The following is a 22,979-nucleotide window of genomic DNA, read 5'->3' as shown; positions in this document are numbered from 1 at the left end:
CGGTGGAGCGCCTGCTGCCGTTGGCCGTGGCGGTGCCGCTGTGCGGCGCGGCCGTGCTGGTGGGGCTGGGCCGGCACATGGCGCGGGCCGTGGCGGAGAGCGTGGGGTGCGGCTGCGCGGCCGTCTCCGCCGCGCTGTCGGCGTGGCTGCTCGCCGACGGCACGGCGGTCACCTGGGTGGGCGGCTGGACGCCGCGGCACGGGCACAGCGTGGGCATCGTGCTGGTCGGCGACCCGGTGGGCCTGGGGCTGGCGGCGCTGACCTCTCTGCTGGTGACGGCCGTACTCGTCTACTCCTGGCGGTACTTCGACGAGCCGCCGCACGGCCACGCGGGCGCCTACCCGGCGCTGGTCCTGCTCTTCCAGGCGGGGATGTGCGGCTTCGCGCTCACCGGGGACCTCTTCGACGCGTTCGTGTTCTTCGAGCTGATGGGCGTCGTCGGGTACGCGCTGACCGGCTACCGGGTCGAGGAACCCCGGCCCGTGCAGGGCGCCCTGGCGTTCGGCTTCGTCAACTCCCTCGGCGGATACGCCTCGTTGCTGGGCATCGGGCTGCTGTACGCGCGCACGGGCGAGCTGGGCATGGCGCAGGTGGGCCGGGAACTGGACGCGGCGCCGCGCCGGGACGCGCTCGTGGTGGCCGCGTTCGTCCTGGTGCTGACGGGGCTGCTGGTGAAGGCGGCGGCGGTGCCGTTCCACTTCTGGCTGCCGGACGCGCACGCGGTCGCCCCGACGCCGGTGTGCGTGCTGCTGTCGGGGGTGATGGTCGAGCTGGGGGTGTACGGGGCGGCGCGGGTGCGCGTGACGGTGTTCGGCGGGCCCGGCGGCGTGCCGGTGGAGGACGTGCGCCGGGCGCTGCTCGTCCTGGGGGTGGTGACCGCGCTGGCCGGGGCGGCGATGTGCTGGCAGCAGCGGCACATCAAGCGGCTGCTGGCCTTCTCGACGGTGGGCCACGTCGGCCTGTTCCTCGTGGCGCTGGCCTCGGGGACGCCGGAGGGCGCGGCGGCGGTGTGCCTGTACGTGCTGGGGCACGCGGGCGCGAAGGGCGCGCTGTTCGCCTGCGCCGGGGTGCTGCTGGACCGGCACGGCAGCGTGGACGAGTGCGCGCTGCACGGCCGGGCGCGGGACACGGCGGCCGTCGGGCTGCTCTTCGCCGCGGGCGGGCTGGCGCTGGCGGGGCTGCCGCCGTTCGGCACGGGCCTGGGCAAGGCCCTCGCGGAGGAGGAGTCCGGCTGGTTCCCCCGCTGTTCGTGGCGGTGTCGGCGGTGACGGGCGGGGCGGTGCTGCGGGTCGCGGCGCATGTCTTCCTGGGGGCGGGGCAGGCGCCCGGTACGTCGGAACCGGAGACCCGGGGCGACGAGGAGCCGGAGACGGAGCGGCCGGTGCGCCGCCCGCCGCGGCCCATGGTGACGGTGGCGGTGCTGCTGCTGGCGGGCTGTCTCGCGGCGGGCTCGGTCCCCGCGCTCGCCCGGGGCGCGGACGGTGCCGCGCGGGCGTTCACCGACCACGCGGGCTACGCGGCCGCCGCCCTGGACGGCCGGGCCGTCGCGCGTCCGGGGACGGAGGCGTGGTGGTCGTGGTCCGGGGCGGGGCTGGGGCTGCTGTCCGCGGCGCTCGCCGCGGGCCTGGCCGCGGCGGCGGTGCGCGGCGTCCTGCCGCGCGCCCTCCCGCTCGCGCCGCTGCGCCGGCTGCACTCGGGCCACGTCGGCGACTACGTCGCGTGGACGGCGGCGGGGATCGGGCTGCTGGCGGGCCTGGTCCTGTGGCCGGGCGGCTGACCCGATCGGCGGCTCCCACCCTGCGGCGGTCCGGTCCCGGTGTCACGGTGAGCGCAGTACCCCGGACGGAGGAGAGAGCCATGCCCAGGGGATCCAGTCCCAAGCGGGAGCGCCAGTACGAGCACATCAAGGACAGCGCCCTCGACCGCGGCGAGAGCGAGCGGCGGGCCGAGGAGATCGCGGCCCGTACGGTCAACAAGGAGCGGGCGCGCACGGGCGAGTCGAAGACCGCCAGCCGCACCTCGAAGCAGGACATGCCGTCCTCCCGGCGCGGCGGGCGGCGCTCGCACTCCGGCTCCGGCGGCCCGACCCGGGACCAGCTCTACAACGAGGCGCGGCAGAAGAACGTGGAGGGCCGCTCCCACATGACCAAGGACGAGCTGAAGCGGGCCCTGGGCCGCGACTGATCCGGGCACCGGGCGGGGGATCCGGGCACGGCGGGTTTGCCCCGGCCCGTTCGGGCCACGCGTAGCCGTACGGCACGTGCCCCGGTCCCCGTTCCGCCGTTCACGCGAAGGGAGAACCATGTCCGCCAAGGTGTCCGACCATCTCCTGCAGCGCCTGCGCGAGTGGGGCGTCGAGCGGGTGTTCGCCTATCCGGGCGACGGCATCAACGGCCTGCTCGCCGCCTGGGGGCGGGCCGACGACAACCCGCGGTTCATCCAGGCACGGCACGAGGAGATGGCCGCCTTCGAGGCGGTGGGCTACGCGAAGTTCTCCGGCAGGGTGGGGGTGTGCGCGGCCACGTCCGGCCCGGGCGCGATCCATCTCCTCAACGGCCTCTACGACGCCAAGCTCGACCACGTACCGGTGGTGGCGATCGTCGGCCAGACGAACCGCAGCGCGATGGGCGGCTCGTACCAGCAGGAGGTCGATCTGCTCAGCCTGTTCAAGGACGTCGCCGCCGACTTCTGCGAGATGGTGACCGTTCCCGAGCAGCTCCCCAACGTCCTGGACCGCGCGCTGCGCACCGCCGTGGCACGCCGCACGGTCACCGCGCTGGTCATTCCGGCGGACGTCCAGGAGCTGGACTACACGCCGCCGCAGCACGCGTTCAAGATGGTCCCCTCCAGCCTGGGCGCCCCGGTGTACGCGCCGGTGCCGGCGGACGAGGAGATCGCGCGGGCGGCGGAGGTCGTCAACGAGGGCAAGAAGGTCGCGGTGCTGATCGGGCAGGGCGCCCGCGCGGCGCGCGCCGAGGTCGAGCGGCTGGCCGACCAGGTCGGCGCGGGCGTGGCCAAGGCCCTGCTCGGCAAGGACGCGTTGCCGGACGACCTGCCGTATGTGACCGGCGCCATCGGCCTGTTGGGCACCCGGCCCTCGTACGAGATGATGCGGGACTGCGACACGCTGGTGGTGATCGGGTCGAGCTTCCCGTACACCCAGTTCATGCCGGAGTTCGGGCAGGCGCGGGCGGTGCAGATCGACATCGACCCGTTCATGGTGGGGCTGCGCTACCCGTTCGAGGTCAACCTCGTCGGGGACGCCAAGGAGACGCTGGCGCGGCTGCTGCCGCGGCTGAAGCCGAAGGAGCACGGCGACTGGCGGGCCGGCATCGAGAAGAACGTGGCCCGCTGGTGGGAGGTCATGGAGCGGCGCGCGGCGGTGGGGGCCGAGCCCCTCAACCCCGAGTACGTGATCCACGCCCTGGACCCGCTGCTGCCCGCGGACGCGGTCGTGACGGCGGACTCCGGTTCGTCGGCCAACTGGTACGCGCGGCACCTGCGGCTGCGCGGGACGATGCGCGGCTCGCTGTCGGGCACGCTGGCGACGATGGGCCCCGGCGTCCCGTACGCCATCGGCGCCAAGTTCGCGCACCCGGAGCGGCCGGCGATCGCGCTGGTGGGCGACGGCGCGATGCAGATGAACGGCATGGCGGAGCTGATCACGGCGGCCAAGTACTACCGGGAGTGGCAGGACCCGCGCCTCGTCGTCGCCGTCCTCAACAACCGCGACCTCAACCAGGTGACCTGGGAGATGCGGGCCATGTCCGGCGCGCCCCAGTTCCTGCCGTCGCAGGAGATCCCCGACGTGCCGTACGCGGACGTGGCCCGCTCCTTCGGCCTCGACGGCGTCCGGGTCGAGAAGCACGACGACGTGGTCAAGGCGTGGGCGCAGGCGCTGGCCGCCGACCGGCCGTTCGTCCTCGACTTCCGCACCGACCCGGCCGTCCCGCCGATCCCGCCGCACGCGAGCCTGGACCAGATCGAGGCGGCGACCTCGGCGGTCCTCAAGGGCGACAGCGACCGGGCCGCCATGGTGCGCCAGGGATTCAAGGCGAAGATCCAGGAAATGCTGCCGGGCGGCCCCCGGCACCACAAGTCCGGTGGGGGGAAGGGCCGGTGAGGATGCGCGTGCGGCGCGGGGGCGGTCCGTTCGCACCGGGCCGGCTGCTGCGCAACGTCCGCCGCGGCCGGTTCGAACGGTCGCTGTCCCTGATCACCGCGGCCGGCTCGGTGATCACGGCGGCGGAGATCTTCCTGGAGCACGACCGGGCGAGCTTCGGCAACCGCGTCATGTGGTGGCCGGTGGTGCTGGGGCCGGTCGGCGCGGCCGCCGGCGTCGCCGGGTTCGCCAGCGAGCGGATGGCCGCGACCGCGCTGCCGCTCGCGTCGGCGGCCATCGCCGCCAACGGCCTCCAGGGCACCTACCTGCACGTGCGCGGCATCGCCCAGAAGCCGGGCGGCTGGGCGCTGGCCCGCTACAACATCGAGATGGGCCCGCCGCTGTTCGCCCCGCTGCTGCTGACCATGGTCGGCGGCATGGGGCTGGTGGCCGCGCTGCTGCGCCGGGAGCGGTGAGCCGTGGCACGCCGGGCAGGGCCCGACGGCCCGACGCCGGGGCGGCGCCCGTCCCGCTTCCCCGGCTTCGACGTCCTCGCGCAGGCGGGCGTCTGGGACGCGACGACCTCGGCGGTGGTGCACGCCCGCACCGCCCGCCAGCCGGAACTGCGCTTCTTCACCCTCGCCGAGGAGGCCGTCGCGGCCCCGCTCTTCGACCACCTGCTGGCCCAGTGGGACGACCCCAGGGTGCCGGTGCTGGAGATGATCGACGCGCGGCTGGCCGAGCGGCAGACGGACGGGTGGCGGTTCGCGGACATGCCCGAGGACGACGAGGCGTGGCGGCGCTCGCTGCACGGCCTCGACGCCGACGCGTGCGGGCGCTACGGGACCGGCTTCGCGGAGCTGCCGCGCGAGCACCGGGCCACGCTGGTGGAGGCGGTGCGCACCACGGGCACGGGCCCCTGGCACGGCATGCCCGCCTCCCACGTGTGGGGGCTGTGGACCCGGTACGTGACCACGGCCTTCTACTCCCACCCGTGGGCCTGGAACGAGATCGGCTTCGGCGGCCCGGCCTACCCGCGCGGCTACCTCCGGCTGGGGCTCGACCGGCGCGAGCCGTGGGAGGCCCGGGACGCCGAGCCGGTGACCGGTGACCCGACGCCGGGCGAGCCGGCGCACGGCGCGCCGCCTCCCCGGCGGCGGCCGGCCCGGCCGCCGCGCCCGGCCGCCCTCGCCCGCGCGGCCGCCGGCACGCTGCGGCGCACCGCCGCCTCCCCGCGGCGGATCCGGGAGCGCAACGCGTCGGCCTGGCTGCTCCCCCGCGACCAGCGCCGCTTCGACCACGCCCTGCGGGAGTCGATGCGCCGCTTCTCCGACGCGGACGAGGTGGATCTGGTGGTCGTCGGGTGCGGCGCGGGCGGGGCGACGCTGGCGCAGCGCATGAGCCGGCACGGCTGGTCGGTCGTCTGCCTGGAGGCGGGCCCCTTCTGGGATCCGGACAGCGACTGGGTCAGCGACGAGGCCGCCTCGCACCATCTGTACTGGACCGATCCGCGGGTCATCGACGGGGCGGACCCGGTGCCGCTGGGGGCGAACAACTCGGGCCGGGGTGTGGGGGGTTCGACCGTGCACTTCGCCGGCTACACCCCGCGCTTCCACCCGTCCGACTTCCGTACGTACTCCGAGGACGGCGTCGGGGCCGACTGGCCGCTGTCGTACGGGGAGCTGCGGCCGTACTACGAGCGGATCGAGCAGGAGCTGCCGGTGGCCGGGCAGTTCTGGCCCTGGGGAGATCCGCACGCGTACCCGCACGCGCCGCATCCCGTCGGGGGCAACGGCGAGGTGTTCCTGCGGGGCGCCGCGGCGCTGGGGATCGAGGCGCGGGTGGGGCCGGTCGCGATCACCAACGGGCGGTTCGGCAACCGTCCGCACTGCGTCTACCGGGGCTTCTGCCTGCAGGGCTGCAAGGTCAACGCGAAGGCGTCCACGCTGATCACACATGTGCCGGACGCGCTGGCGCACGGCGCGGAGATCCGGGCGGAGTCGATGGTGACGGGCATCGAGCTGGACGCGCGGGGGCGGCGGGCGACGGGGGTGCGGTACGTGCGCCACGGCAGGGAGCGCTTCCAGCGCGCCAAGGTGGTGGCGGTCGCGGGCTATTCGATCGAGACGCCGCGGCTGCTGCTGAACTCCACCAGCCGCCGCTTCCCCGACGGGCTGTGCAACGACCACGACCTGGTGGGCCGTTACGTGATGGTGCAGGGCGCGCCGCAGGTCTCCGGCCGGTTCACCGAGGAGGTGCGGCAGTACAAGGCGCCGCCGCCGGAGGTGACCAGCGAGCAGTTCTACGAGACGGACCCGTCCCGGCCGTTCGTGCGCGGCTTCTCCGTCCAGAACGTCTCCCCGCTGCCGATCACCTGGGCCGAGCACGTGGCGGCCCAGGGCCACTGGGGCGAGGACCTGCGCCGCTACATGGAGGACTACGTGCACTGGGCGACGCTGGGCGCGCTGTGCGAGCTGCTGCCGCTGCCGGGGAACAGGGTGACGCTGGCGGACGAGAAGGACCGCTACGGCCTGCCGGTCGCGCGCTTCACCTACAGCCAGTGCGACAACGACCGGCGGCTCATCCGGGCGGCGGAGGCGGTGATGCAGGACATCCTGCGGGCGGCCGGGGCGAGCGAGGTGATGACGATCGACCGGTACGCGCATCTGGTGGGCGGCTGCCGGATGGCCCGCGATCCCGAACACGGCGTGGTGGACGCCGACTTGCGGACCTTCGCCGTACGGAACCTGCTCATCACGGACGGCAGCGTGCTGCCGACGCAGGGCAGCGCCAATCCGGCGCTGACCATCATGGCGCTCGTCGACCGGGCGGCGGAGCGGCTGGCGGCCGCGGGCGCCTCCGGGGGTGCCTCGTGACGATCGACAGCGTCACCACCGCCGTCTACACCGTTCCCACGGACGGGCCGGAGGCGGACGGGACGCTGTCGTGGAACGCGACCGATCTGGTGCTGGCGACGGTCCGTTCGGGCTCCGTCCGCGGCCTCGGCTGGACGTACGGCGCGCCCGCCGCGGCGGACGTCGTGGCCGGCGAGCTCGCCCCGCTGCTGACCGGCCGTGACGCGCTCGACGTCCCGGCGGCGCACGACGCGATGGCCCGGGCGGTGCGCAACACCGGCCGGCCGGGCCTGGTCGCGGGCGCGATCTCGGCCGTGGACCTCGCCCTGTGGGACCTCAAGGCCCGCCTGCTGAACCTCCCCCTCGTCCAGCTGCTGGGCGCCTGCCGCGCGGAGGTCCCCGTCTACGGCAGCGGGGGCTTCACGACGTACGACGACGAGCGGCTGGACGCCCAACTGCGGGGCTGGGCCGAGGAGTCGGGGATCCCCCGCGTCAAGATCAAGATCGGGGAGCGGTGGGGGCGGGCGGAGGAGCGCGACCGGCACCGCGTCGCGCGGGCCCGGCGGGCCGTCGGCCCCTCGGTGGAGCTGTACGCCGACGCCAACGGCGCCTACGGCGCCAAGCAGGCCGTGCGGGTCGCCCGGCACCTCGACGACCACGGCGTCACCTGGTTCGAGGAGCCCGTCTCCTCCGACGACCTGCCCGGCCTGGCCCTCGTCCGCGCCGCCGTCGCCATGGACGTGACCGCCGGCGAATACGGCTACACCCTCCCCTACTTCGGCCGCATGCTGGCCGCCGGCTCCGTCGACTGCCTCCAGGCCGACATCACCCGCTGCGGCGGGCCGACGGTCTGGCTCCGCGCCGCCGCGGTGGCGGAGGCGCACGGGCTGGACCTGTCGGCCCACTGCGCCCCGCACGCCCACGCCCACGTCGCGGCGGCCGTCCCCAACTTCCGCCACGCGGAGTGGTTCCACGACCACGTGCGCGTCGAGCGGCTGCTGTTCGACGGGACGCTCGACCCCTCGGGCGGCGCGGTGCGGCCGGGGGCGGACGGGGCGCCGGGGCACGGGCTGACGCTGCGGCCGGACCGGGCGGAGGCGTACCGGGTGCGGTGAGCCGCCGGCGGAGGCCGCGTCACGCGAGCCGGCGGACGCCGGAGCGGCGCGGGGGCCCGGCGCCCCGTTTGGGCGGGGCGCCGTGGGGAACCCGGGACGGGGACGCGCACCCGGGACGGGAGGGAGCTGTCATGCGGGCCCTGACGTGGCACGGGAAGCGGGACGTCCGCGTGGAGGCCGTCCCCGATCCCCGCATCGAGGAGGACACGGACGTGATCGTCCGCGTGACCTCCACCGGCATCTGCGGATCCGACCTCCACCTCTACGAACTCCTCGGCCCCTTCCTCGAACCGGGCGACGTCCTCGGCCACGAGCCGATCGGCATCGTCGAGGAGACCGGGCCGGAGGTCACCGCGCTGAAGCCCGGCGACCGGGTGGTCGTGCCGTTCAACGTCGCCTGCGGGACGTGCTTCATGTGCGGCCGCGGGCTGCAGTCGCAGTGCGAGACGACGCAGGTGCGCGGGCGCGGCAAGGGCGCCGCCCTGTTCGGCTACAGCAAGCTGTACGGCCAGGTGCCGGGCGCGCAGGCGGAGTTCCTGCGGGTACCGTTCGGCGACACCATGCCGGTCCGCGTGCCGCACGGCCCGCCGGACCAGCGGTACGTCTACCTCTCCGACGTCCTGCCGACCGCCTGGCAGGCCGTGGAGTACGCCGCCGTCCCGCCCGGCGGCAGCGTCACCGTCCTCGGCTTGGGGCCGATCGGCGACATGGCCGCCCGGATCGCCCTGCACCGGGGCGCGGGCCTGGTCGTCGGCGTGGACCTCGTCCCCGAGCGGCTGGCCCGGGCCGCCGCCCGCGGGGTGACGACCGTCGACCTGCGGGCCGGCGACGTCGTCGCCGCGGTCCGCGACCTGACCGAGGGCCGCGGCACGGACGCCGTCATCGACGCGGTCGGCATGGAGGCGCACGGCGCGCCGGGCTGGAAGGCCGCCCAGCAGTTCGTCGGGCTGCTGCCCGGCCCCTGGGCGGAGAAGCTGATGGAACGCGTCGGTGTGGACCGCCTTGCCGCGCTCCACACCGCGATCGAGGCGGTACGGCGCGGCGGGACCGTCTCCCTGGCGGGCGTCTACGGCGGCATGGCCGACCCGATGCCGCTGATGACCCTCTTCGACAAGCAGATCCAGCTGCGCATGGGCCAGGCCAACGTCCGCCGCTGGGTGGACGACATCCTGCCGCTGCTGACGGACGACGACCCGCTCGGCGTCGAGGGGTTCGCCACCCACACGCTGCCCCTGGAGCAGGGCCCGGAGGCGTACCGGAGGTTCCAGGGCAAGGAGGACGGCATGGTCAAGACGCTGCTGCTGCCGTGGGCGGCGATGTGAACACCCCCGGGCGCGCCGCCCTGTTCGACGTGGACGGCACTCTCGTCGACACCAACTACCTGCACGCGGTGGCCTGGTGGGAGGCGTTCCACCGGGCCGGGCACCGCGTCGCCATGACCGACGTCCACCACACGATCGGCATGGGGTCGGACCGGCTGCTGGACCGGCTGCTCGGCGAGGACCGCGACCGCGGCGGCGACGAGGAGCTGAGCGAGACCCACAAGGCCGTCTACGCCACCTGGTCCGACCGGCTGCCCGTGCTGAACGGCGCGCCCGAGCTGCTGCGGGCGCTGGCCGGGCGCGGCTGGACGGTGGTGCTGGCGACGTCCGCCCAGGGCGGCGAACTGGCCGCGCTGCGGCGGGCGATCGGCGCGGACGACGCGATCGCCGCCGCCACGAGCGCGGACGACGTCGACCTGAGCAAGCCCGCCCCGGAGCCGGTGGAGCGGGCGCTGGAACAGGCGGGGACGGGGCCGGAGCGGGCCCTGTTCGTCGGGGACACCGTGTGGGACGTCGAGGCCGCGGGCAGGGCGGGCGTGGCGTGCGTCGCCCTGCTGTCCGGCGGCATCGGGCGCGCCGAGCTGGAGCAGGCGGGCGCCCTGGCCGTCTACCGGGACCCGGCCGCCCTGCTCGCCGGGCTCGACGACAGCCCGTTCGCCCGCCGGGAGCGTGCGTGACCCGCCGGGAGCACCGGGCTACCAGCGGTACCAGCGGCCTCCTCCGGACCGCACCAGGAAGCCGAGCAGCCAGATGACCAGAACGGCCAGCGCGACCCACCAGAGCACCTTCACGGCGAACCCGAAACCGAACAGGATGATCGCCAGAATCAGGACCACGAGCAGGGGCACCATGCCCATCACCTCCCCACGGCGGCATGCGGGGTTCACGGCTCGTGCCTCCAGTGTCGCGCGCCGGGACCGCTCTGTCGCGTGCTGGTGAACCGGTGCGCGTGCCGGTGAGCCCGTCCGCCGCCGCCTGCGGGGCCGGGCATGCCGTGCGACGGTGGGGGCAGGCGGTCTTCCAGCGCCCTCCGCGCGCTGCCGGCGAATCCGCGTCCGTGGACAGGAGGCACCATGCCAGGCCCCGACCGACCCGACGACCACCTGCGGCAGGCCGCCGAGGAGGAGACCGAGGCGTACACCGGGGGCGGGGACCATCCCGTCGGCGCCTACGCCGGGGCGATGGGCGTCTACGCCGCCGCCATCGGCGCCCTCGCCGGCCTCGCCCGGCTGACCCGCCGGCCGCTGCCGGACCCCGGACCGTGGGACGTGGTGCTGGCCGCCGGGGCGACCCACCGGCTCGCGCGCCTGGTCGCCAAGGACCCGGTGACCAGCCCGCTGCGCGTCCCGTTCACCCGCCTGCGGGGTACGACCGGCCCCGCCGAGCTCGACGAGGAGGTCCGCGGCCGCGGCGCCCGCAAGGTCGTCGGGGAGCTCCTGACCTGCCCGTTCTGCACGGGCCTGTGGATCGTCACCGGTATCGCGGCCGGCTGGGTCCTCGCCCCGCGCCCCACCCGGCTGGCGACGGCGGCCCTCACGGCGCTGTCGGCGGCGGACCTCCTGCAGTTCCAGCGGGTGCGGATGCAGCAGGCGGTCGGCGAGTAACCGGCCGGGCGGTCGGGCGGCAGCCGGGGAGCAGGGGCGCGTACGGGCGCGCCGCGCGCTGCTGTGAGCTCCGACACGCCTGCCTGAGCAGGGAGTTCGGCGAGGGTGACCGACCCCACAGGCGGAGCGCTTCCGCCGCCGGGGAAGCGGTTGTGACGATGTCGGGGACGCCGAGGTGCCGCGCGCGGCCCCCGGCGTTCTCCCGGCCTTCGCCCCCGGGCTCCTCGCCCCGCGGGGCTCTCGCCGCCCGGACAGGGGCGCGAACCGTGCCGGCCCGCCCTCCCCGACCCCCGGACCGGACCCTTGCGCCTCTCCTTCCGCCCGCCCCGCCCGTCCTCCCCCTCCACCACCCCTTCCGCCGCCTCCGTCGCCGCGGTGCGCCCCGTGCGGGCGCTCCTCGGCCGCCGCGCCGCGACCGGCGACCGGTCGCCGTGGCGCTGTCTGCGCAGCCGCAGCATGCGCTGGTGGTCCGCCGCGAACCTGGTGTCGAACCTGGGCACCTGGATGCAGCTGACCGTGCAGAACCTGCTGGTGCTCCAGCTCACCGGCTCGGCCGCCGCGACCGGTCTGTCGCTGTCCGTGCAGGCAGCGCCGGGGCTCCTGTTCGGGCTGCTCGGCGGCGCGGTCGTGGACCGCTGGCCCCGGAAGCTGACGGCCGCGGTCAGCCAGGCCCTGCTGGCGCTGGTGGCGTTCACCACCGCCGCGCTGGTCGGCCTCGGCATGCTGACCGTGCCCGTGCTGATGGGTCTCGCGGCCGTCACCGGTCTGATCGCCACGGTGGACGGCCCGGCCACCTCGCTGCTGGGCAACGACCTCGTCCCGGAGAAGGACGTGCCGTCGGCGATCGCCCTGGGGTCGGTCGTGCACAGCGTCGGCCGGCTCGCGGGCACCGCGCTCGCGGCCGTGGGCATCGCGGCCATCGGCACCGCCGGGGCGTACGCGGTCAACGGGCTCTCGTTCCTCTTCGTGACCGCCGTCATCCCCTTCCTGCGCCTGCATCCCGACGCCGCCGCGGCGGCCGCGGCGGAACCGCGGGAGCGGGCGGCGGACGACCGGGGCGGCCTGGCGTTCTTCTTCGGCCGCCGGGCGCTGCTGGCGCTGGCCGTGATCGGCGCGGTGAGCGCCGTGCTCGGCCGCAACTACCAGCTCACGCTGGCCACGCTCGTCACCGGCCCGCTGCACGGCGGGGCCGGGGCGTACGGCCTGGTCTCGGCGCTGCTGGCGGTCGGCGGGATCGTCGGCGCCGTCGTCGCCGGCCGGCTGCGCAGGCCGACCGTGCGGCTGGTGGCCCTGCTGGCGGCGGCCGGGGCGCTGCTCCAGATCGTCGCCGGGCTGAGCCCGGTGCTGGGGATGCTGCTCGTCATGGTCGTGCCCATGGCCATCGCCGAGTCGGTGGCCGACACGGCGACGGCCACGGTTCTGCAGACCGATCCCCCGCCGCGCATGCGCGGCCGGGTCCTCGGCGTGTGGCGCAGCATCAGCACCGGCTGGAGCCTGGCGGGCCCGCCGCTGCTGGGCCTGCTGGTGCAGGGGGCGGGCGAGCGCGGCGCGCTCGTGGCCGGCGGGGTCGTGATCGTGGCCGTGATCGCCGCCGGTGCCCTGGCCCGCCGCCGCTCCACCGGCCGCCGGGCGGCGGTTGCGGCCCCGGCCGCGCCCGCCGCGCCCGCCGCCGAGCCGGCGTTCCAGACGGCGGCCTGAGGCGGGGCCGCCGGGGCGGACGACGCGGGCCCGGTGCGCGGGACGCGGTGTCCGTCGGCACGGGCCGGCCCGCGCACGTCGCCCTCGGCCGGAACGGGCGCGCGGGAGCGGCCCGTTCGCGCGTCGGCGGTCCGACGTCACCGCGCCGCGTGGGCACTTGCGGGTACGCGCCGTACCTGCCCTGCGCTCGGGGCAGGCGCGGCCGCGGCCCTCGGGACCGCCCCGCCCCGCCCGCGGTTCAGACCAGCGCGGCCCACACGATGACGGTCAGGGCGAAGACCACGACCAGGACGCCGATGGCGAGCAGCGGGCCCTTGGCCCAGCCGCGGGTGGGGTTGTAGGTCTCGCGGGGGCCCGCGCCGGCGGTGCTGTCCTCGCCGGGCGGCGTCTCGCCCGGGGGGACTCCTCCGCCCGGCTCCAGGCCGGGCGTGCGCTCGGGATCCGGGTCCGGATTGGCGAAGGTCATGGCGGTGCTCCCTTCCTCGGGGCCCGGCCGGTCGGCGCGGACCGGTCGCGAGGGTCCGACGGCCCCGGACCGGGGGACGGACCCGCCCCGCCTCCAGGGTGCCCCTCCGGGGCCCCTGCATCGAGCGGTGGCCGGCCGCGGGCGGCGGCATCCGCCGGCCCGACGGCTTCCGGCGCGGGCCGGGGCGATCCCGGGGACCGCGACGGGCCGGACGCGCCGGACAGGCCAGACGGGGCGGACAGGCCAGACGGGACGGACAGGCCAGACGGGACGGACGGGCCGGAGGGGCCGCACCCCGCCCCCAGGGCCACCACTCCCCCCACCGCGTCCACCACCTCGTCCTCCGTGATGCGCAGCAGCAGCGGATCGGGGGAGCGGCCGTGGGGGTCGCCCGGGGGGCCCGGGTGCCAGAGGGGGCGGTGGCGGGGGGATCCGGGGGGTGGGCCCCACAGGGCGGGGGCCACCGGGCCGTACAGGGTGACGCTGGGGGTGCCGTGGGCGACGGCCAGGTGGGCGATGCCGGTGTCGCCGCTGACGACCGCGCGGGCGCCGGCGACCAGGGCGGAGAGCGTGGCGAAGGGGAGGCCGCCGGGGAAGGCGCGGGCGCCGGGGACGACGGTGCGGGCGACGAGGGCGTCTTCGCCGGGTCCGCCGGTGACGGCGACGGGGAGCCCGGCGGCCAGCAGGCGGCGGACGACGGCCGCGTAGCGGTCGGCGGGCCAGCGGCGCGCGGCGGAGGCCGCGCCGGGGTGGACGACGACGGCGCCGGGCGCCGGGGAGGGCACGGCGGGCGGCGCGAGGGCCAGGTCGGTGGCGTCGGCGGGGAGGCCGTAGGCGCGCAGCAGCCGGCACCAGCGTTCGCGCTCGTGCTCGTCGGCCCGCCAGGGCGGCCCGGTGATCTCCGGGGTGCCGGGGTGGGCGAAGGCGAACAGCCGGCCGGGGCGCAGGGCGGAGAGCAGGCGGTGGCTGGGCGGTCCGTTGCCGTGCAGGTCGACGGCGAGGTCGGGGGGCGGGCCCGGCCAGGGCAGGACGCGGGGGACGGCGCGGCCGGGGGCGGAGGCGGGCAGGAGGGTGTCGACGGCGCCGGTCGCGGCGACGGCGGGGGCGAGCCCGCCCGGCGCGGCCAGGACCAGTTCGTGCCCCGGGTGGGCGCGGCGCAGGGCGCGCAGCGCCGGCACGCCGGTGAGCAGGTCGCCCAGGCCGAGGGCGCGCAGGACGAGCAGCCGGGGCCGGCCGGCGGGGGCGGTCACCGGGTCCCCGGCGGCGGGGCGGGCGGGCTGTCGGCGGCCCGGCTGGCCAGCAGGGTGCTGGAGCGGCCGTCGAGGTAGGGCAGCAGGACGGTCTGGCCGCCCCAGGCGGCGAGCTGCCCGGCCTCGGGGAGGTGCTCGACGGCGTAGTCGCCGCCCTTGACCCAGACGTGCGGGCGCAGCCGGGCCAGGAGGGCCTGGGGGGTGTCCTCGTCGAAGACGGCGACGGCGTCCACGCACTGCAGGGCGCGCAGGACGCGGATGCGGTCCTGTACGGGGTTGATGGGCCGGCCGGGCCCCTTGCGGCGGCGCACGGAGGCGTCGGAGTTGAGGCAGACGACCAGGCAGTCGCCGATGCGCCGGGCCTGCTGGAGGAGGCTGACGTGGCCGGCGTGCAGCAGGTCGAAGCAGCCGCCGGCGGCCACGACGGTGCCGCCCGCGGCCCGGACCCGCCGGGCCAGCGCGAGGGCGTCGCCGTCGGCGCGGTCCGGGGGGACGGCGGCGGGGTCGGGCCGGCCGGAGACGGCACCGGCGCCGCCCTCGCCGACGTAGCGGGTGGCCGCGGCCACGGCCGCCTGGACGGCCTCGGCGGGCAGGGCGCCGTCGCCGAGCAGCCCGGCGGCGGTGGCGGCGAAGCAGTCGCCGGCGCCGCAGGCGTCCCCGCCGTGCCGGACGGGCGGCGGGACGAGCAGCGGGCCGTCGCCCTCGGAGAGCAGGGCGCCGCGCCCGCCGAGGGTCACGGCGACTCCGATGGCCCGCCAGCGGCGTACGAGGACCTCGGCCCGGCGGGCGACCGCGGCCAGCGACTCGTCCTCGCCCGCGTCGTGCGCGTCCCGCGCGTCGGCCGCCAGGTGTCGGGCCTCGCCGCCGGTGGGCGTGACCAGCCGGGCGCCGGGCACGGGGTGGCGGCCGCGCGGGTGGGGGTCCCAGACGAGCGCGGTGCCGGGGGCGCGGGCGGCGAGGGCGGGGCGCAGGGCGTCGGCGGCGCCCCGGGCGTAGTCGGCGACCAGGACGGCGCGCGCGGCGGCGAGGGCGCGCAGCGCCTGCCGGGTGGTGCCGGCGGCGCGGCCGCGGCCGCGGTCCAGGCGGACCACCGGCCGGCCGCCGGCCAGGACGCGGGTCTTCTCGGCGAGCGGGCCGTCGAGCGGCAGGGGGACGAGCGTGACCCAGGGGTCGAGGAGGGCCCGCACCCGCAGGCTGGCCGGGTCCTCGCCGAGGGGCGCGGCGAGGGTCACCTCCCGGCCGGAGCGGGCGGCCAGGTAGGCGGCGAGGGCGGCGCCGCCGGGCCGCAGCCGTTCCTCGCAGTCGTCGAGGACGGGGACGGGGGCGTCGGGGGCCAGGCGGTCCGCGGTGCCGGTCAGGTCCCGGTCGAGCAGCGCGTCGCCGACGACGAGCAGGGGGACGGGTGCGCTCATGGCCCACCGCCTCTCGGGAATCAGCGGGTTCGGAGGGGGTCGGCCGGGGTCAGCGCCGCGTCGAAGGCGTCGCACATCATGTGGACGGCCACCAGGTGGAGTTCCTGGACGGTCGCGGTGGTGGCGGCCTCGACGCACAGCCGCTCGTGCCCGGCGTCGGCCAGCGGGTTGGGGGCCGGGCCGGTGAGGGCCCAGACCTCGGCGGCCGCGGCCCGGCCGGCCGCGGCGGCGGCGAGCAGGTTGCCGCTGGCGCCGCTGGTGGAGAGCAGGACGAGGACGTCGCCGGGCCGGGCGTGCGCGCGGACCTGGCGGGCGAACAGCTCGTCGGGGCCGTAGTCGTTGACGATCGCGGTGCAGCTGGAGGTGTCGGCGTGCAGGGCGATGGCGGAGAACGGCGGCCGGTCCTCGCGGTAGCGGCCGACGAGTTCGGCGGTGAGGTGCTGGGCCTGGGCGGCGCTGCCGCCGTTGCCGGCGGCGAGCAGCCGGCCGCCGGCGGAGAGGACGGCGGCCAGCCGGGCGCCCCAGTGGTGCGCGGTGGCGGCCTTCTCGGCGCGGAAGCGCTCCAGGGCGGTGAGCAGCCGGCCGCAGTGGTCGGCCGCGGCCGTCTCGGGGGTGCGGACGGCGCGCGGGACGGTGATCGGGGGGCGGGAGACGGTCATCGGGCACCTCCTCGGGCGACGGTGGCGGGGGTCGCGACCCGCGCGTAGACCTGCTCGACCTCCTCGGCGACGCGTTCCCAGGTGTAGTGGGCCAGGGCGCGGCCGCGGCCCGCGCGGCCGTAGGCGGCCAGCCGTTCGGGGGCGGCGAGCAGGCCGCGGACGGCCTCCGCGATCTCGTCGGGGCGGCCGGGCGGGACGAGCAGGCCGGTCTCGCCGTGCGCCACGGTGTCGCGGTGGCCGCCGACGTCGGTGGCGACGACGGGGACGCCGCAGGCCATGGCCTCCAGCGGGACGATGCCGAACGGTTCGTAGACGGGGGTGCACAGCACGAGGTCCGCGCTGCGGATGAGGGCGGGCATGTCCTCGTGCGGGACGGCGCCGAGCAGGACGGTGCGGTCGGCGATCCGCAGCCGGCGGGCGAGGGTCAGCAGCCGCCGGGCCTCGGGGTCCAGGGCGAGGCCGTCGGCGGGCGGGCCGCCGGCGACGACGAGTTCGGCGTCCGGGATACGCCGCAGGACGCGCAGGGCCAGGTCGACGCCCTTGCGGGGGACGAGCCGGCCGACGGCCAGCAGGCGGTGGGGCCGGCGCCGGGCCGGGGTGAGGGCGACGCGGCCGCGGGCGGCGAAGTGCGCGGTGTCGACGCCGCAGGGCACGACGGCGCAGCGGTCGCGGGCGATGCCCATGCGGACGAGCTCGGCGACCTCGTCCGAACAGGTCGCGAGGACGCGGGCGCAGGCGGTGCCGACGGCCCGTTCGATCTCCAGGCGCTCGGGCGGGCTGGTGTCGGCGGGGCCCTGGTGGCGGCGCTTGACGGTGCCGAGGGCGTGGTAGGTCTGCACGACCGGGAGGCCGAGGCCGTGGCCGGCGGTGGTGGCGGCGAGGCCGGACATCCAGAAGTGGGCGTGCACGACGTCGGGGCGGTCGTGCCGCCAGACGCCGGCCAGGTGGGCGCCGAAGTGCGGCATGTGCGGCAGGAGCCGGTCCTTGGGCACGGGGCGGGCGGGGCCCGCGCGGACGTGCTCGACGACGGCGCCGGACGGCATCGGCACCCGGTCGGGCAGGGCGGGGTCGTCGCGCCGGGTGTAGACGGTGACGTCGTGGCCCCGGGCGGCCAGCAGGTCGGCGAGGCGGGCCACGTAGACGTTCTGGCCGCCCGCGTCGGGGCCGCCGAGCACGGCGAGGGGGCTGGCGTGCTCGGACACCATCGCGATCCTCATCGCGTCACCTCCTTGATGATGCGGTCCCAGTCGTCGAGGAACCGGGGCAGCCCGTAGCGGGCGAGCGCCGCGGCGCGGGCCGCCCTGCCGGTCGCGCGGGCGAGTTCGTGGTCGGCGAGGAAGCCGCGGACGGCGTCGTGGAGGACGTCGGGCCGGTTGGACAGGACGCCCGCGCCGGGCGGTACGGCCTCGTGGGCCTCGGTGGTGGCCAGGGCGACGACGGGCATGCCCAGGTGCATGGCCTCCAGCAGGGACAGGCCGAGCGAGGTCCAGCGCACCGGGTGCAGGTACAGCCGGCGTGCGGCCATGGCCCGGTGGAGGGCGCCCTGGACGAGTTCGCGGCCGCGGCAGCGCCCGGGCGGCAGGCCGAGGCGGCCGGCGATGCCGTGGGTGCCCATGCCGAACACGTCGAGGGGGGCGGCCTCGCAGAAGGAGGCGAGGAGGTCCGTGCCGGTCGTCCGGCCGCGCCGCAGCGGCTCGTTGACGACGACGGCGGCGCGTTCGAGGTGTCCGGTCCACAGCGGGCCGGGGTCGACGATGCCGTGCTCGACGACGGCGGTGGGGGCCGAACCGCAGTCCCACATCAGCCGGTTGAAGTGGGTGACGTGCACGATCGTCACGTCGCGGCGGTCGGCGGCGGGGTGCCGGGTGTCGGGGACGGGCCCGCCGGGGGCGTTGTGCTCCAGGTAGACGGCGGGCACGTCGGCGCCGGGACGGCGGCCCAGCCACCGCCGGGCGAGGGCGAATTCGTGGGGGCGCTGGAGGACGACGAGGTCGATCTCCTCGTCCCGCAGCCGCTCCGGCGGGAGTTCGACGACGGAGGCGGGCCAGTCGAAGGTCCGCGCCCGGCCCAGCCCGTCCGGTCCGCGGTCGGGCGTCACCGGCACCAGGTAGGTGTGCGGGCCCTGGACGAACGCGGTCGTCCACGAGCCGTGCACGTGCCACAGCAGGATCCTCACGGTGCCTCCTCGGGTCCGTGGTCGGCGACGGTCAGCTTCTCGACGGCGGCCACCACGTCCTCGGCGCCGACCCCGTTGAGGCAGGGGTGGCCGGGCACGGGGCACTCGCGGGCGCGGCTGCCCGCGCAGGCGGCCCGGGGGTCGCCGAGCAGGACGTGCGGGACGCCGAAGGGGGCCCAGCGCTCGGCCGGCACCACGGGGGCGAACAGCGAGACGACCGGGGTGCCCACGGCGGCGGCCAGGTGGGCGGGCCCGGTGTTGCCGGCGACGAGGACGGCGGCGCGGGCGAGGACACCGGCCAGTTCGCCGGGGCCGGTGCGGCCGCCCAGGTCGAGGGCGGCGGCGCCGGCGACGGCCGCGGTCAGCTCCCGCTCCCCCGGCCCGCCGGTGACCACGACCCGGTGCCCGGCCCGCGCCAGGGCCCGTACGGCCGCCGCGCACCGGCCGGGATCCCAGCGGCGGGCGGGCACGGCGGCGCCCGGGTGCACGACGACGTACCCGGTGCCGGACACCAGGTGGTCGGCGGGCGGCGGGGTGCGCACGGCGAGGCGGCCGTCGTCCCCCTCCGGGAGCCGGAAGCCGGCGGCCTCGGCGAGGTCGAGGGCGGCGGCCGCCTCGTGGCGGCGCGGGGCGCGGCGGTGGCGCAGGTCCAGCAGGGAGCCGGGGTAGTCGGCGCTGTCCGCGGCGATCCGCGGCACGCCCGCCATGCGCAGCAACAGGGCCAGCGGCAGCGGGCTCTGGTGGTACGAGGTGAGGACGAGCGCGACGTCCGGCGGGTCGCGGCGGATGTGGGCGAGGAAGCCGTCGACGTCGGACTGCTCGACGGCCGGCGGGGCGAAGCCGGCCCAGGGGGCGTCCCAGACGGCGACCTCGTCGGCGCCGGGCAGCATGCGGGCGGCGGCGGCGCCGCGCGGGCCGCACAGCAAGGTGGTGTGCGCGGCCCCGGCGGCGACGGCGCGCACGGCGGGCCCGGCGAGCAGGACGTCGCCGAAGCTGTCGAGGCGCGCGACGAGGGCTTTCACGTCCGGTCCGCCTCGCGCTCGGCGGGGTGGTGGTGGCGCAGGCGCAGCAGCATCCGTACGGCCGCCGGCAGGTCGGGGGCCACCCGGTGGGCGCGGCGGACCTCGTCGGCCCGGGTGACGCGGTTGGGCACGAGGACGCCCAGCGCTCCGGCGGCCGCGGCGGCCTCGACGTCGCTGCCGATGTCGCCGACGACGGCGCAGTCGGCGGGGGTCAGCCCGAGGGCGAGGGCGGCGGCGAGGACGAGGCCGGGGGCGGGCTTGCGACACGGGCAGGCGTCCTCGGGGGCGTGGCAGCACACGGCCCACACGTCGAAGGGGCCGAGGAGCCGCTCGACGCGTTCGTTGACCCGGTTCACCTGGGCGGCGCTGAGCAGCCCGCGGCCGACGCCGGACTGGTTGCTGACGACGCCGACGCGCACGCCCAGCGGCCGCAGGAGGGCGAGGGCGCGGCGGGCGCCGGGCAGCGGGCGGACGCGGTCGGGGTCGCCGTTGTAGGGGACGTCCTCGATCAGCGTGCCGTCCCGGTCGAACAGCACGGCGCGCAGCGGCCGGCGGGCGGTCACGGGTGGGCTCCCCGGTGGGCGGGCGCGCCGGGCGCGGGGGCCGGGTGGTGCGCCGGGGCGGGCAGGGGGCGGGCGGCGCGGTGGCGCCAGGTGCCGCGCAGCCGGTGGCCGACGGCCAGCGGCGGGATGAGGACGCTGGTGGCGAGCATGGCCGCGACCTCGGGCGCGGTGCGGGGGCCGGGCGCGATGCGGGCGGCGGCGAACTCGGCGGTGCCCAGCAGCCATCCGGCGCCCGCCACCGCCGCGGCGCGGGGGCGTCCGGCGAGGGCGAGGGCCGCGGCGGCGGTCGCGGCGGCGGTGACGGCGGCGTGGCGGCGCAGCCGGCCGCGCGGGGCGCCGGCGCGTTCCCACCAGTCGGGGCCGTGCAGCCGCACCATGAGCGCGTCGTCGGCGTTGCCGGCCTGGTGGCGCAGGGAGATCCAGGGTCCGGCGGGCCGGACGGGGTGGCGGACGGTGCGGGCGCCGCGTTCGAGGCGGCGGCCGGTGGCGAGGACGCGCAGGGCGAGGTCGGCGTCCTCGCGGAAGGCGCGGGGGAAGCGTTCGTCGAATCCGCCGACGGCCTCCAGCGCGCTGAGGCGGTAGGCCATGTCGGCGGTGGCCCAACGGGCCCGTGCCAGGCCGGCGGTGGAGCGTTCCCAGTCGGTGGGCGGCCGGCCGGCGGGCAGCGGCACCTCGACGGCGCCCTGGACGCCGGCCACGTCGGGGCCGGCGGCGAGCAGGTCCTCGGCCAGTTCGGCCCGCCACAGGGGGCCGACGCGGACGTCGTCGTCGAGGAAGACGACCCAGGGGCGGTGCACCGCGGCCCAGCCGGTGTTGCGTGCGGCGGCGGGCCCGCGGCCGCCGCTGACCAGGACGGACGCCCGGGTGCGCAGCGGGCCGAGGGCCTCCAGGGGCAGGGGCGGGCGGCCGTGGCGCGGGCCGGGCCGGTCGTCGACGACGACGATCTCGCGCGGGGCGGGTCCGGCGGAGGCGGCGAGCGCGTCGAGGCAGTCGGCCAGGCAGGGCCGGCCGACGGTGGGGACGACCACCGCGTAGGCGAAGGTGCCGGCGCTCATGACGCCGCCCCGGGGCGGGCGAAGGCGGCGCCGCGGCGGACCGCGTACGGGCCGAGGGCCAGCAGGTCCACGGGGGCGGAGCCGAAGCACTCCAGGGCGTCGCGCGGGTCGTCGACCATGGGCCGGCCGGCGGTGTTGAGGCTGGTGTTGACGACGACGGGCAGGCCGGTCAGCCGCTCGAACTCCATGAGCATGCGGGCGACGAGGGGTTCGCGTTCCCGGTCGACGGTCTGGATGCGGGCGGTGCCGTCGACGTGGACGACGGCGGGGACGCGGTCGCGCCAGGGGCGGGCGACGCGGTGCACGAAGAGCATGTACGGGCTGGGCAGCGGCCCGTCGAAGATCTCGGCGGCCCGGTCGGCGAGGACCATGGGGGCCACGGGCCGGAACTCCTCGCGGCCCTTGACGTGGTTGAGGCGGTCGAGGTTCTCGGCGCGCCCGGGGTGGGCGAGCAGGGAGCGGTGGCCGAGCGCGCGGGGGCCGTACTCGCTGCGGCCCTGGAACCAGGCGACGATGCCGTCCCGGGCGAGTTCCTCGGCGACGGCGGCGGCGATGTCGGGGGGCCGCTCGTAGGGGACGCGGGCGCGCTCCAGCCAGGCGCGCAGTTCCTCGTCGGACCAGCCGCGGCCGAGGTCGGCGCCGGGCATGGGGGCGACGGGCAGGCCGCCGTCGGCGGTGAGCTGGAGGGCGGCGCCCAGGGCGGTGCCGGCGTCGCCGGCGGCGGGCTGCACCCAGACGCGGCGGAAGGGGCCGTCGGCGGCGAGGCGGGAGTTGGCCACGCAGTTGAGGGCCACGCCCCCGGCGAGGGCGAGGCTGTCGGCGCCGGTGCGCCCGTGCAGCCAGCGGGCGAGGTCGAGGAGGACCTCCTCCAGGCACGCCTGGGTGCTGGCGGCCAGGTCGGCGTGGTCCTGGGTCCATTCGGTGCCGGGCGGGCGGGGTTCGGCCAGGGCGGTCCAGGGGACGGCGGCGGCGCGGAACCCGCCGTCGTCCGTGGCGTGGACGTGGGTGCGCAGTTCGTCCAGGAAGCGGGGTTTGCCGTAGGCGGCGAGGGCCATCACCTTGTACTCGTCGCTGCTGCGCAGGAATCCGAGGTGTGCGGTGAGTTCCTCGTAGACCAGGCCGAGCGACTGGGGCAGCCGCTGGGTGGCCAGGACGTCGAGGACGCCGCCGGTGTAGCGGCCGGCCAGGTGCGAGGCGCATTCGCCGCGGCCGTCGAGGACGAGGACGGCGCTGTCGGCGTGGGGGGCGGCCAGTCCCGCGGAGGCGGCGTGGGCGACGTGGTGCGGGACGAAGCGGACCTTGTCGGGGTCGAGGCCGGGCAGGGCGTCGGCGAGGAAGGCGGGGGCCTCGCGGGCGTAGGTCTGCCGCAGGTGGTCCCAGGGGTCGTCGAGGCCCATGGCGCCGGCGGGGCGGGCGAGGGCGGGGTCGTAGGAGTAGCCGACGGCGTCGAGGTCGGCGGGGCGCAGTCCGGAGTGCTCCAGGCACCAGCGGGCGGCCTGGACGGGCTGTTCCCAGGCGGCGAAGGGCACCGGGCGCTTGCCGTGCTTGCGCCGCGAGAACCGTTCCTCCTCGGCGGCGGCGACGGTGTGCCCGTCGATGACGAGCGCGGCGGCCGGGTCGTGGAAGAGGGCGTTGATACCGAGGATGCGCATGGGTGCTCCGTCCCTCGTCGGGTTGGCT

The 22,979-nt window shown here is 77.3% G+C and carries 19 protein-coding genes and 2 pseudogenes; 10 read left to right on the top strand and 11 right to left on the bottom strand.

Annotated features, from left to right (window positions below; all coding sequences use genetic code 11):
- The first annotated feature begins 2 nt into the window (after positions 1-2).
- From AC230_RS05980 to AC230_RS05945, 8 genes and pseudogenes are all read left to right on the top strand, one after another.
- Positions 3-1,777: pseudogene (locus AC230_RS05980) on the top strand (complex I subunit 5 family protein).
- A gap of 80 nt (positions 1,778-1,857) precedes the next feature.
- The gene (locus AC230_RS05975; protein ID WP_049714823.1) at positions 1,858-2,184 is read left to right on the top strand and encodes a hypothetical protein; all 327 of its coding nucleotides are present in this window, start codon (positions 1,858-1,860) and stop codon (positions 2,182-2,184) included.
- A gap of 118 nt (positions 2,185-2,302) precedes the next feature.
- On the top strand, positions 2,303-4,123 hold the full coding sequence (locus AC230_RS05970) for a thiamine pyrophosphate-requiring protein (protein ID WP_049714822.1): 1,821 nt from the start codon (positions 2,303-2,305) through the stop codon (positions 4,121-4,123).
- 2 nt (positions 4,124-4,125) lie between these two features.
- Positions 4,126-4,578: a hypothetical protein gene (locus AC230_RS05965; RefSeq protein ID WP_049714821.1), complete on the top strand. Its 453-nt coding sequence runs from the start codon at positions 4,126-4,128 to the stop codon at positions 4,576-4,578.
- A 3-nt stretch (positions 4,579-4,581) separates the two neighbouring features.
- Positions 4,582-6,978, top strand: coding sequence for a GMC family oxidoreductase (locus AC230_RS05960; RefSeq protein ID WP_078870971.1), 2,397 nt, complete (start codon positions 4,582-4,584; stop codon positions 6,976-6,978).
- Positions 6,975-8,072: an enolase C-terminal domain-like protein gene (locus AC230_RS05955; protein WP_049714820.1), complete on the top strand. Its 1,098-nt coding sequence runs from the start codon at positions 6,975-6,977 to the stop codon at positions 8,070-8,072. Before AC230_RS05960 ends, AC230_RS05955 begins: the two co-directional genes overlap by 4 nt.
- A 131-nt stretch (positions 8,073-8,203) precedes the next feature.
- Complete coding sequence (locus tag AC230_RS05950; protein WP_049714819.1) at positions 8,204-9,394, top strand: alcohol dehydrogenase catalytic domain-containing protein; 1,191 nt, start codon at positions 8,204-8,206, stop codon at positions 9,392-9,394.
- Complete coding sequence (locus AC230_RS05945) at positions 9,379-10,071, top strand: HAD family hydrolase (protein ID WP_241833092.1); 693 nt, start codon at positions 9,379-9,381, stop codon at positions 10,069-10,071. Before AC230_RS05950 ends, AC230_RS05945 begins: the two co-directional genes overlap by 16 nt.
- An 18-nt stretch (positions 10,072-10,089) precedes the next feature.
- Here the strand turns inward: AC230_RS05945 and AC230_RS05940 are convergent, their stop codons facing one another.
- Entirely contained in the window at positions 10,090-10,245 is a 156-nt protein-coding gene (locus AC230_RS05940; RefSeq protein ID WP_049715074.1) for a hypothetical protein, read from the bottom strand.
- Positions 10,246-10,467: 222 nt separating this feature from the next.
- Here AC230_RS05940 and AC230_RS05935 point away from each other — a divergent pair, with 222 nt between their 5' ends.
- Entirely contained in the window at positions 10,468-10,998 is a 531-nt protein-coding gene (locus AC230_RS05935) for a DUF1360 domain-containing protein (protein WP_049714818.1), read from the top strand.
- Between the two features lie 375 nt (positions 10,999-11,373).
- Complete coding sequence (locus tag AC230_RS05930; RefSeq protein ID WP_049715073.1) at positions 11,374-12,696, top strand: MFS transporter; 1,323 nt, start codon at positions 11,374-11,376, stop codon at positions 12,694-12,696.
- A 238-nt stretch (positions 12,697-12,934) separates the two neighbouring features.
- Here the strand turns inward: AC230_RS05930 and AC230_RS05925 are convergent, their stop codons facing one another.
- The 10 genes and pseudogenes from AC230_RS05925 to AC230_RS05880 all read right to left on the bottom strand — a co-directional run bounded on the left by AC230_RS05925 (position 12,935) and on the right by AC230_RS05880 (position 22,951).
- On the bottom strand, positions 12,935-13,162 hold the full coding sequence (locus tag AC230_RS05925) for a DUF6480 family protein (protein ID WP_049714817.1): 228 nt from the start codon (positions 13,160-13,162) through the stop codon (positions 12,935-12,937).
- A 320-nt stretch (positions 13,163-13,482) separates the two neighbouring features.
- Positions 13,483-14,412: pseudogene (locus tag AC230_RS05920) on the bottom strand (glycosyltransferase family 9 protein); the annotation flags it as partial.
- Entirely contained in the window at positions 14,409-15,824 is a 1,416-nt protein-coding gene (rfaE2, locus tag AC230_RS05915) for a D-glycero-beta-D-manno-heptose 1-phosphate adenylyltransferase (protein WP_049714816.1), read from the bottom strand. The pseudogene AC230_RS05920 and the gene rfaE2, both read right to left, overlap by 4 nt.
- A 20-nt stretch (positions 15,825-15,844) precedes the next feature.
- Positions 15,845-16,483: a D-sedoheptulose-7-phosphate isomerase gene (locus AC230_RS05910; RefSeq protein ID WP_049714815.1), complete on the bottom strand. Its 639-nt coding sequence runs from the start codon at positions 16,481-16,483 to the stop codon at positions 15,845-15,847.
- A complete protein-coding gene (locus AC230_RS05905; RefSeq protein ID WP_049714814.1) occupies positions 16,480-17,700 on the bottom strand; it encodes a glycosyltransferase in 1,221 nt (406 codons plus the stop codon). Before AC230_RS05905 ends, AC230_RS05910 begins: the two co-directional genes overlap by 4 nt.
- The gene (locus AC230_RS05900) at positions 17,697-18,659 is read right to left on the bottom strand and encodes a glycosyltransferase (RefSeq protein WP_049714813.1); all 963 of its coding nucleotides are present in this window, start codon (positions 18,657-18,659) and stop codon (positions 17,697-17,699) included. The genes AC230_RS05905 and AC230_RS05900 overlap by 4 nt, the downstream gene beginning before the upstream one ends.
- Positions 18,656-19,681 (bottom strand): glycosyltransferase family 9 protein, encoded by a 1,026-nt coding sequence (locus tag AC230_RS05895; RefSeq protein ID WP_049714812.1) that lies wholly within the window; start codon positions 19,679-19,681, stop codon positions 18,656-18,658. Before AC230_RS05895 ends, AC230_RS05900 begins: the two co-directional genes overlap by 4 nt.
- Complete coding sequence (locus tag AC230_RS05890; RefSeq protein ID WP_049714811.1) at positions 19,678-20,244, bottom strand: HAD-IIIA family hydrolase; 567 nt, start codon at positions 20,242-20,244, stop codon at positions 19,678-19,680. The genes AC230_RS05895 and AC230_RS05890 overlap by 4 nt, the downstream gene beginning before the upstream one ends.
- Positions 20,241-21,299 (bottom strand): glycosyltransferase family 2 protein, encoded by a 1,059-nt coding sequence (locus tag AC230_RS33235; protein ID WP_049714810.1) that lies wholly within the window; start codon positions 21,297-21,299, stop codon positions 20,241-20,243. Before AC230_RS33235 ends, AC230_RS05890 begins: the two co-directional genes overlap by 4 nt.
- Positions 21,296-22,951 (bottom strand): carbamoyltransferase family protein, encoded by a 1,656-nt coding sequence (locus tag AC230_RS05880; RefSeq protein ID WP_049714809.1) that lies wholly within the window; start codon positions 22,949-22,951, stop codon positions 21,296-21,298. Before AC230_RS05880 ends, AC230_RS33235 begins: the two co-directional genes overlap by 4 nt.
- Between the last annotated feature and the right edge of the window lie 28 nt (positions 22,952-22,979).

It is taken from the genome of Streptomyces caatingaensis (genome assembly GCF_001187435.1).
GTDB lineage: Bacteria > Actinomycetota > Actinomycetes > Streptomycetales > Streptomycetaceae > Streptomyces > Streptomyces caatingaensis.
Note: the sequence above shows the minus strand (reverse complement) of the source record. Positions and strands in the feature narration are given on the sequence as shown.

Excerpts from the sequence above, each read along its gene's own strand:
- AC230_RS05975 (WP_049714823.1), top strand. The coding sequence starts at position 1,858 with ATGCCCAGGGGATCCAGTCCCAAGCGGGAGCGCCAGTACGAGCACATC.
- AC230_RS05970 (WP_049714822.1), top strand. The coding sequence starts at position 2,303 with ATGTCCGCCAAGGTGTCCGACCATCTCCTGCAGCGCCTGCGCGAGTGG.
- AC230_RS05965 (WP_049714821.1), top strand. The coding sequence starts at position 4,126 with ATGCGCGTGCGGCGCGGGGGCGGTCCGTTCGCACCGGGCCGGCTGCTG.
- AC230_RS05950 (WP_049714819.1), top strand. The coding sequence starts at position 8,204 with ATGCGGGCCCTGACGTGGCACGGGAAGCGGGACGTCCGCGTGGAGGCC.
- AC230_RS05940 (WP_049715074.1), bottom strand. The coding sequence starts at position 10,245 with ATGGTGCCCCTGCTCGTGGTCCTGATTCTGGCGATCATCCTGTTCGGT.
- AC230_RS05935 (WP_049714818.1), top strand. The coding sequence starts at position 10,468 with ATGCCAGGCCCCGACCGACCCGACGACCACCTGCGGCAGGCCGCCGAG.
- AC230_RS05925 (WP_049714817.1), bottom strand. The coding sequence starts at position 13,162 with ATGACCTTCGCCAATCCGGACCCGGATCCCGAGCGCACGCCCGGCCTG.
- rfaE2 (WP_049714816.1), bottom strand. The coding sequence starts at position 15,824 with ATGAGCGCACCCGTCCCCCTGCTCGTCGTCGGCGACGCGCTGCTCGAC.
- AC230_RS05910 (WP_049714815.1), bottom strand. The coding sequence starts at position 16,483 with ATGACCGTCTCCCGCCCCCCGATCACCGTCCCGCGCGCCGTCCGCACC.
- AC230_RS05905 (WP_049714814.1), bottom strand. The coding sequence starts at position 17,700 with ATGAGGATCGCGATGGTGTCCGAGCACGCCAGCCCCCTCGCCGTGCTC.
- AC230_RS33235 (WP_049714810.1), bottom strand. The coding sequence starts at position 21,299 with ATGAGCGCCGGCACCTTCGCCTACGCGGTGGTCGTCCCCACCGTCGGC.
- AC230_RS05880 (WP_049714809.1), bottom strand. The coding sequence starts at position 22,951 with ATGCGCATCCTCGGTATCAACGCCCTCTTCCACGACCCGGCCGCCGCG.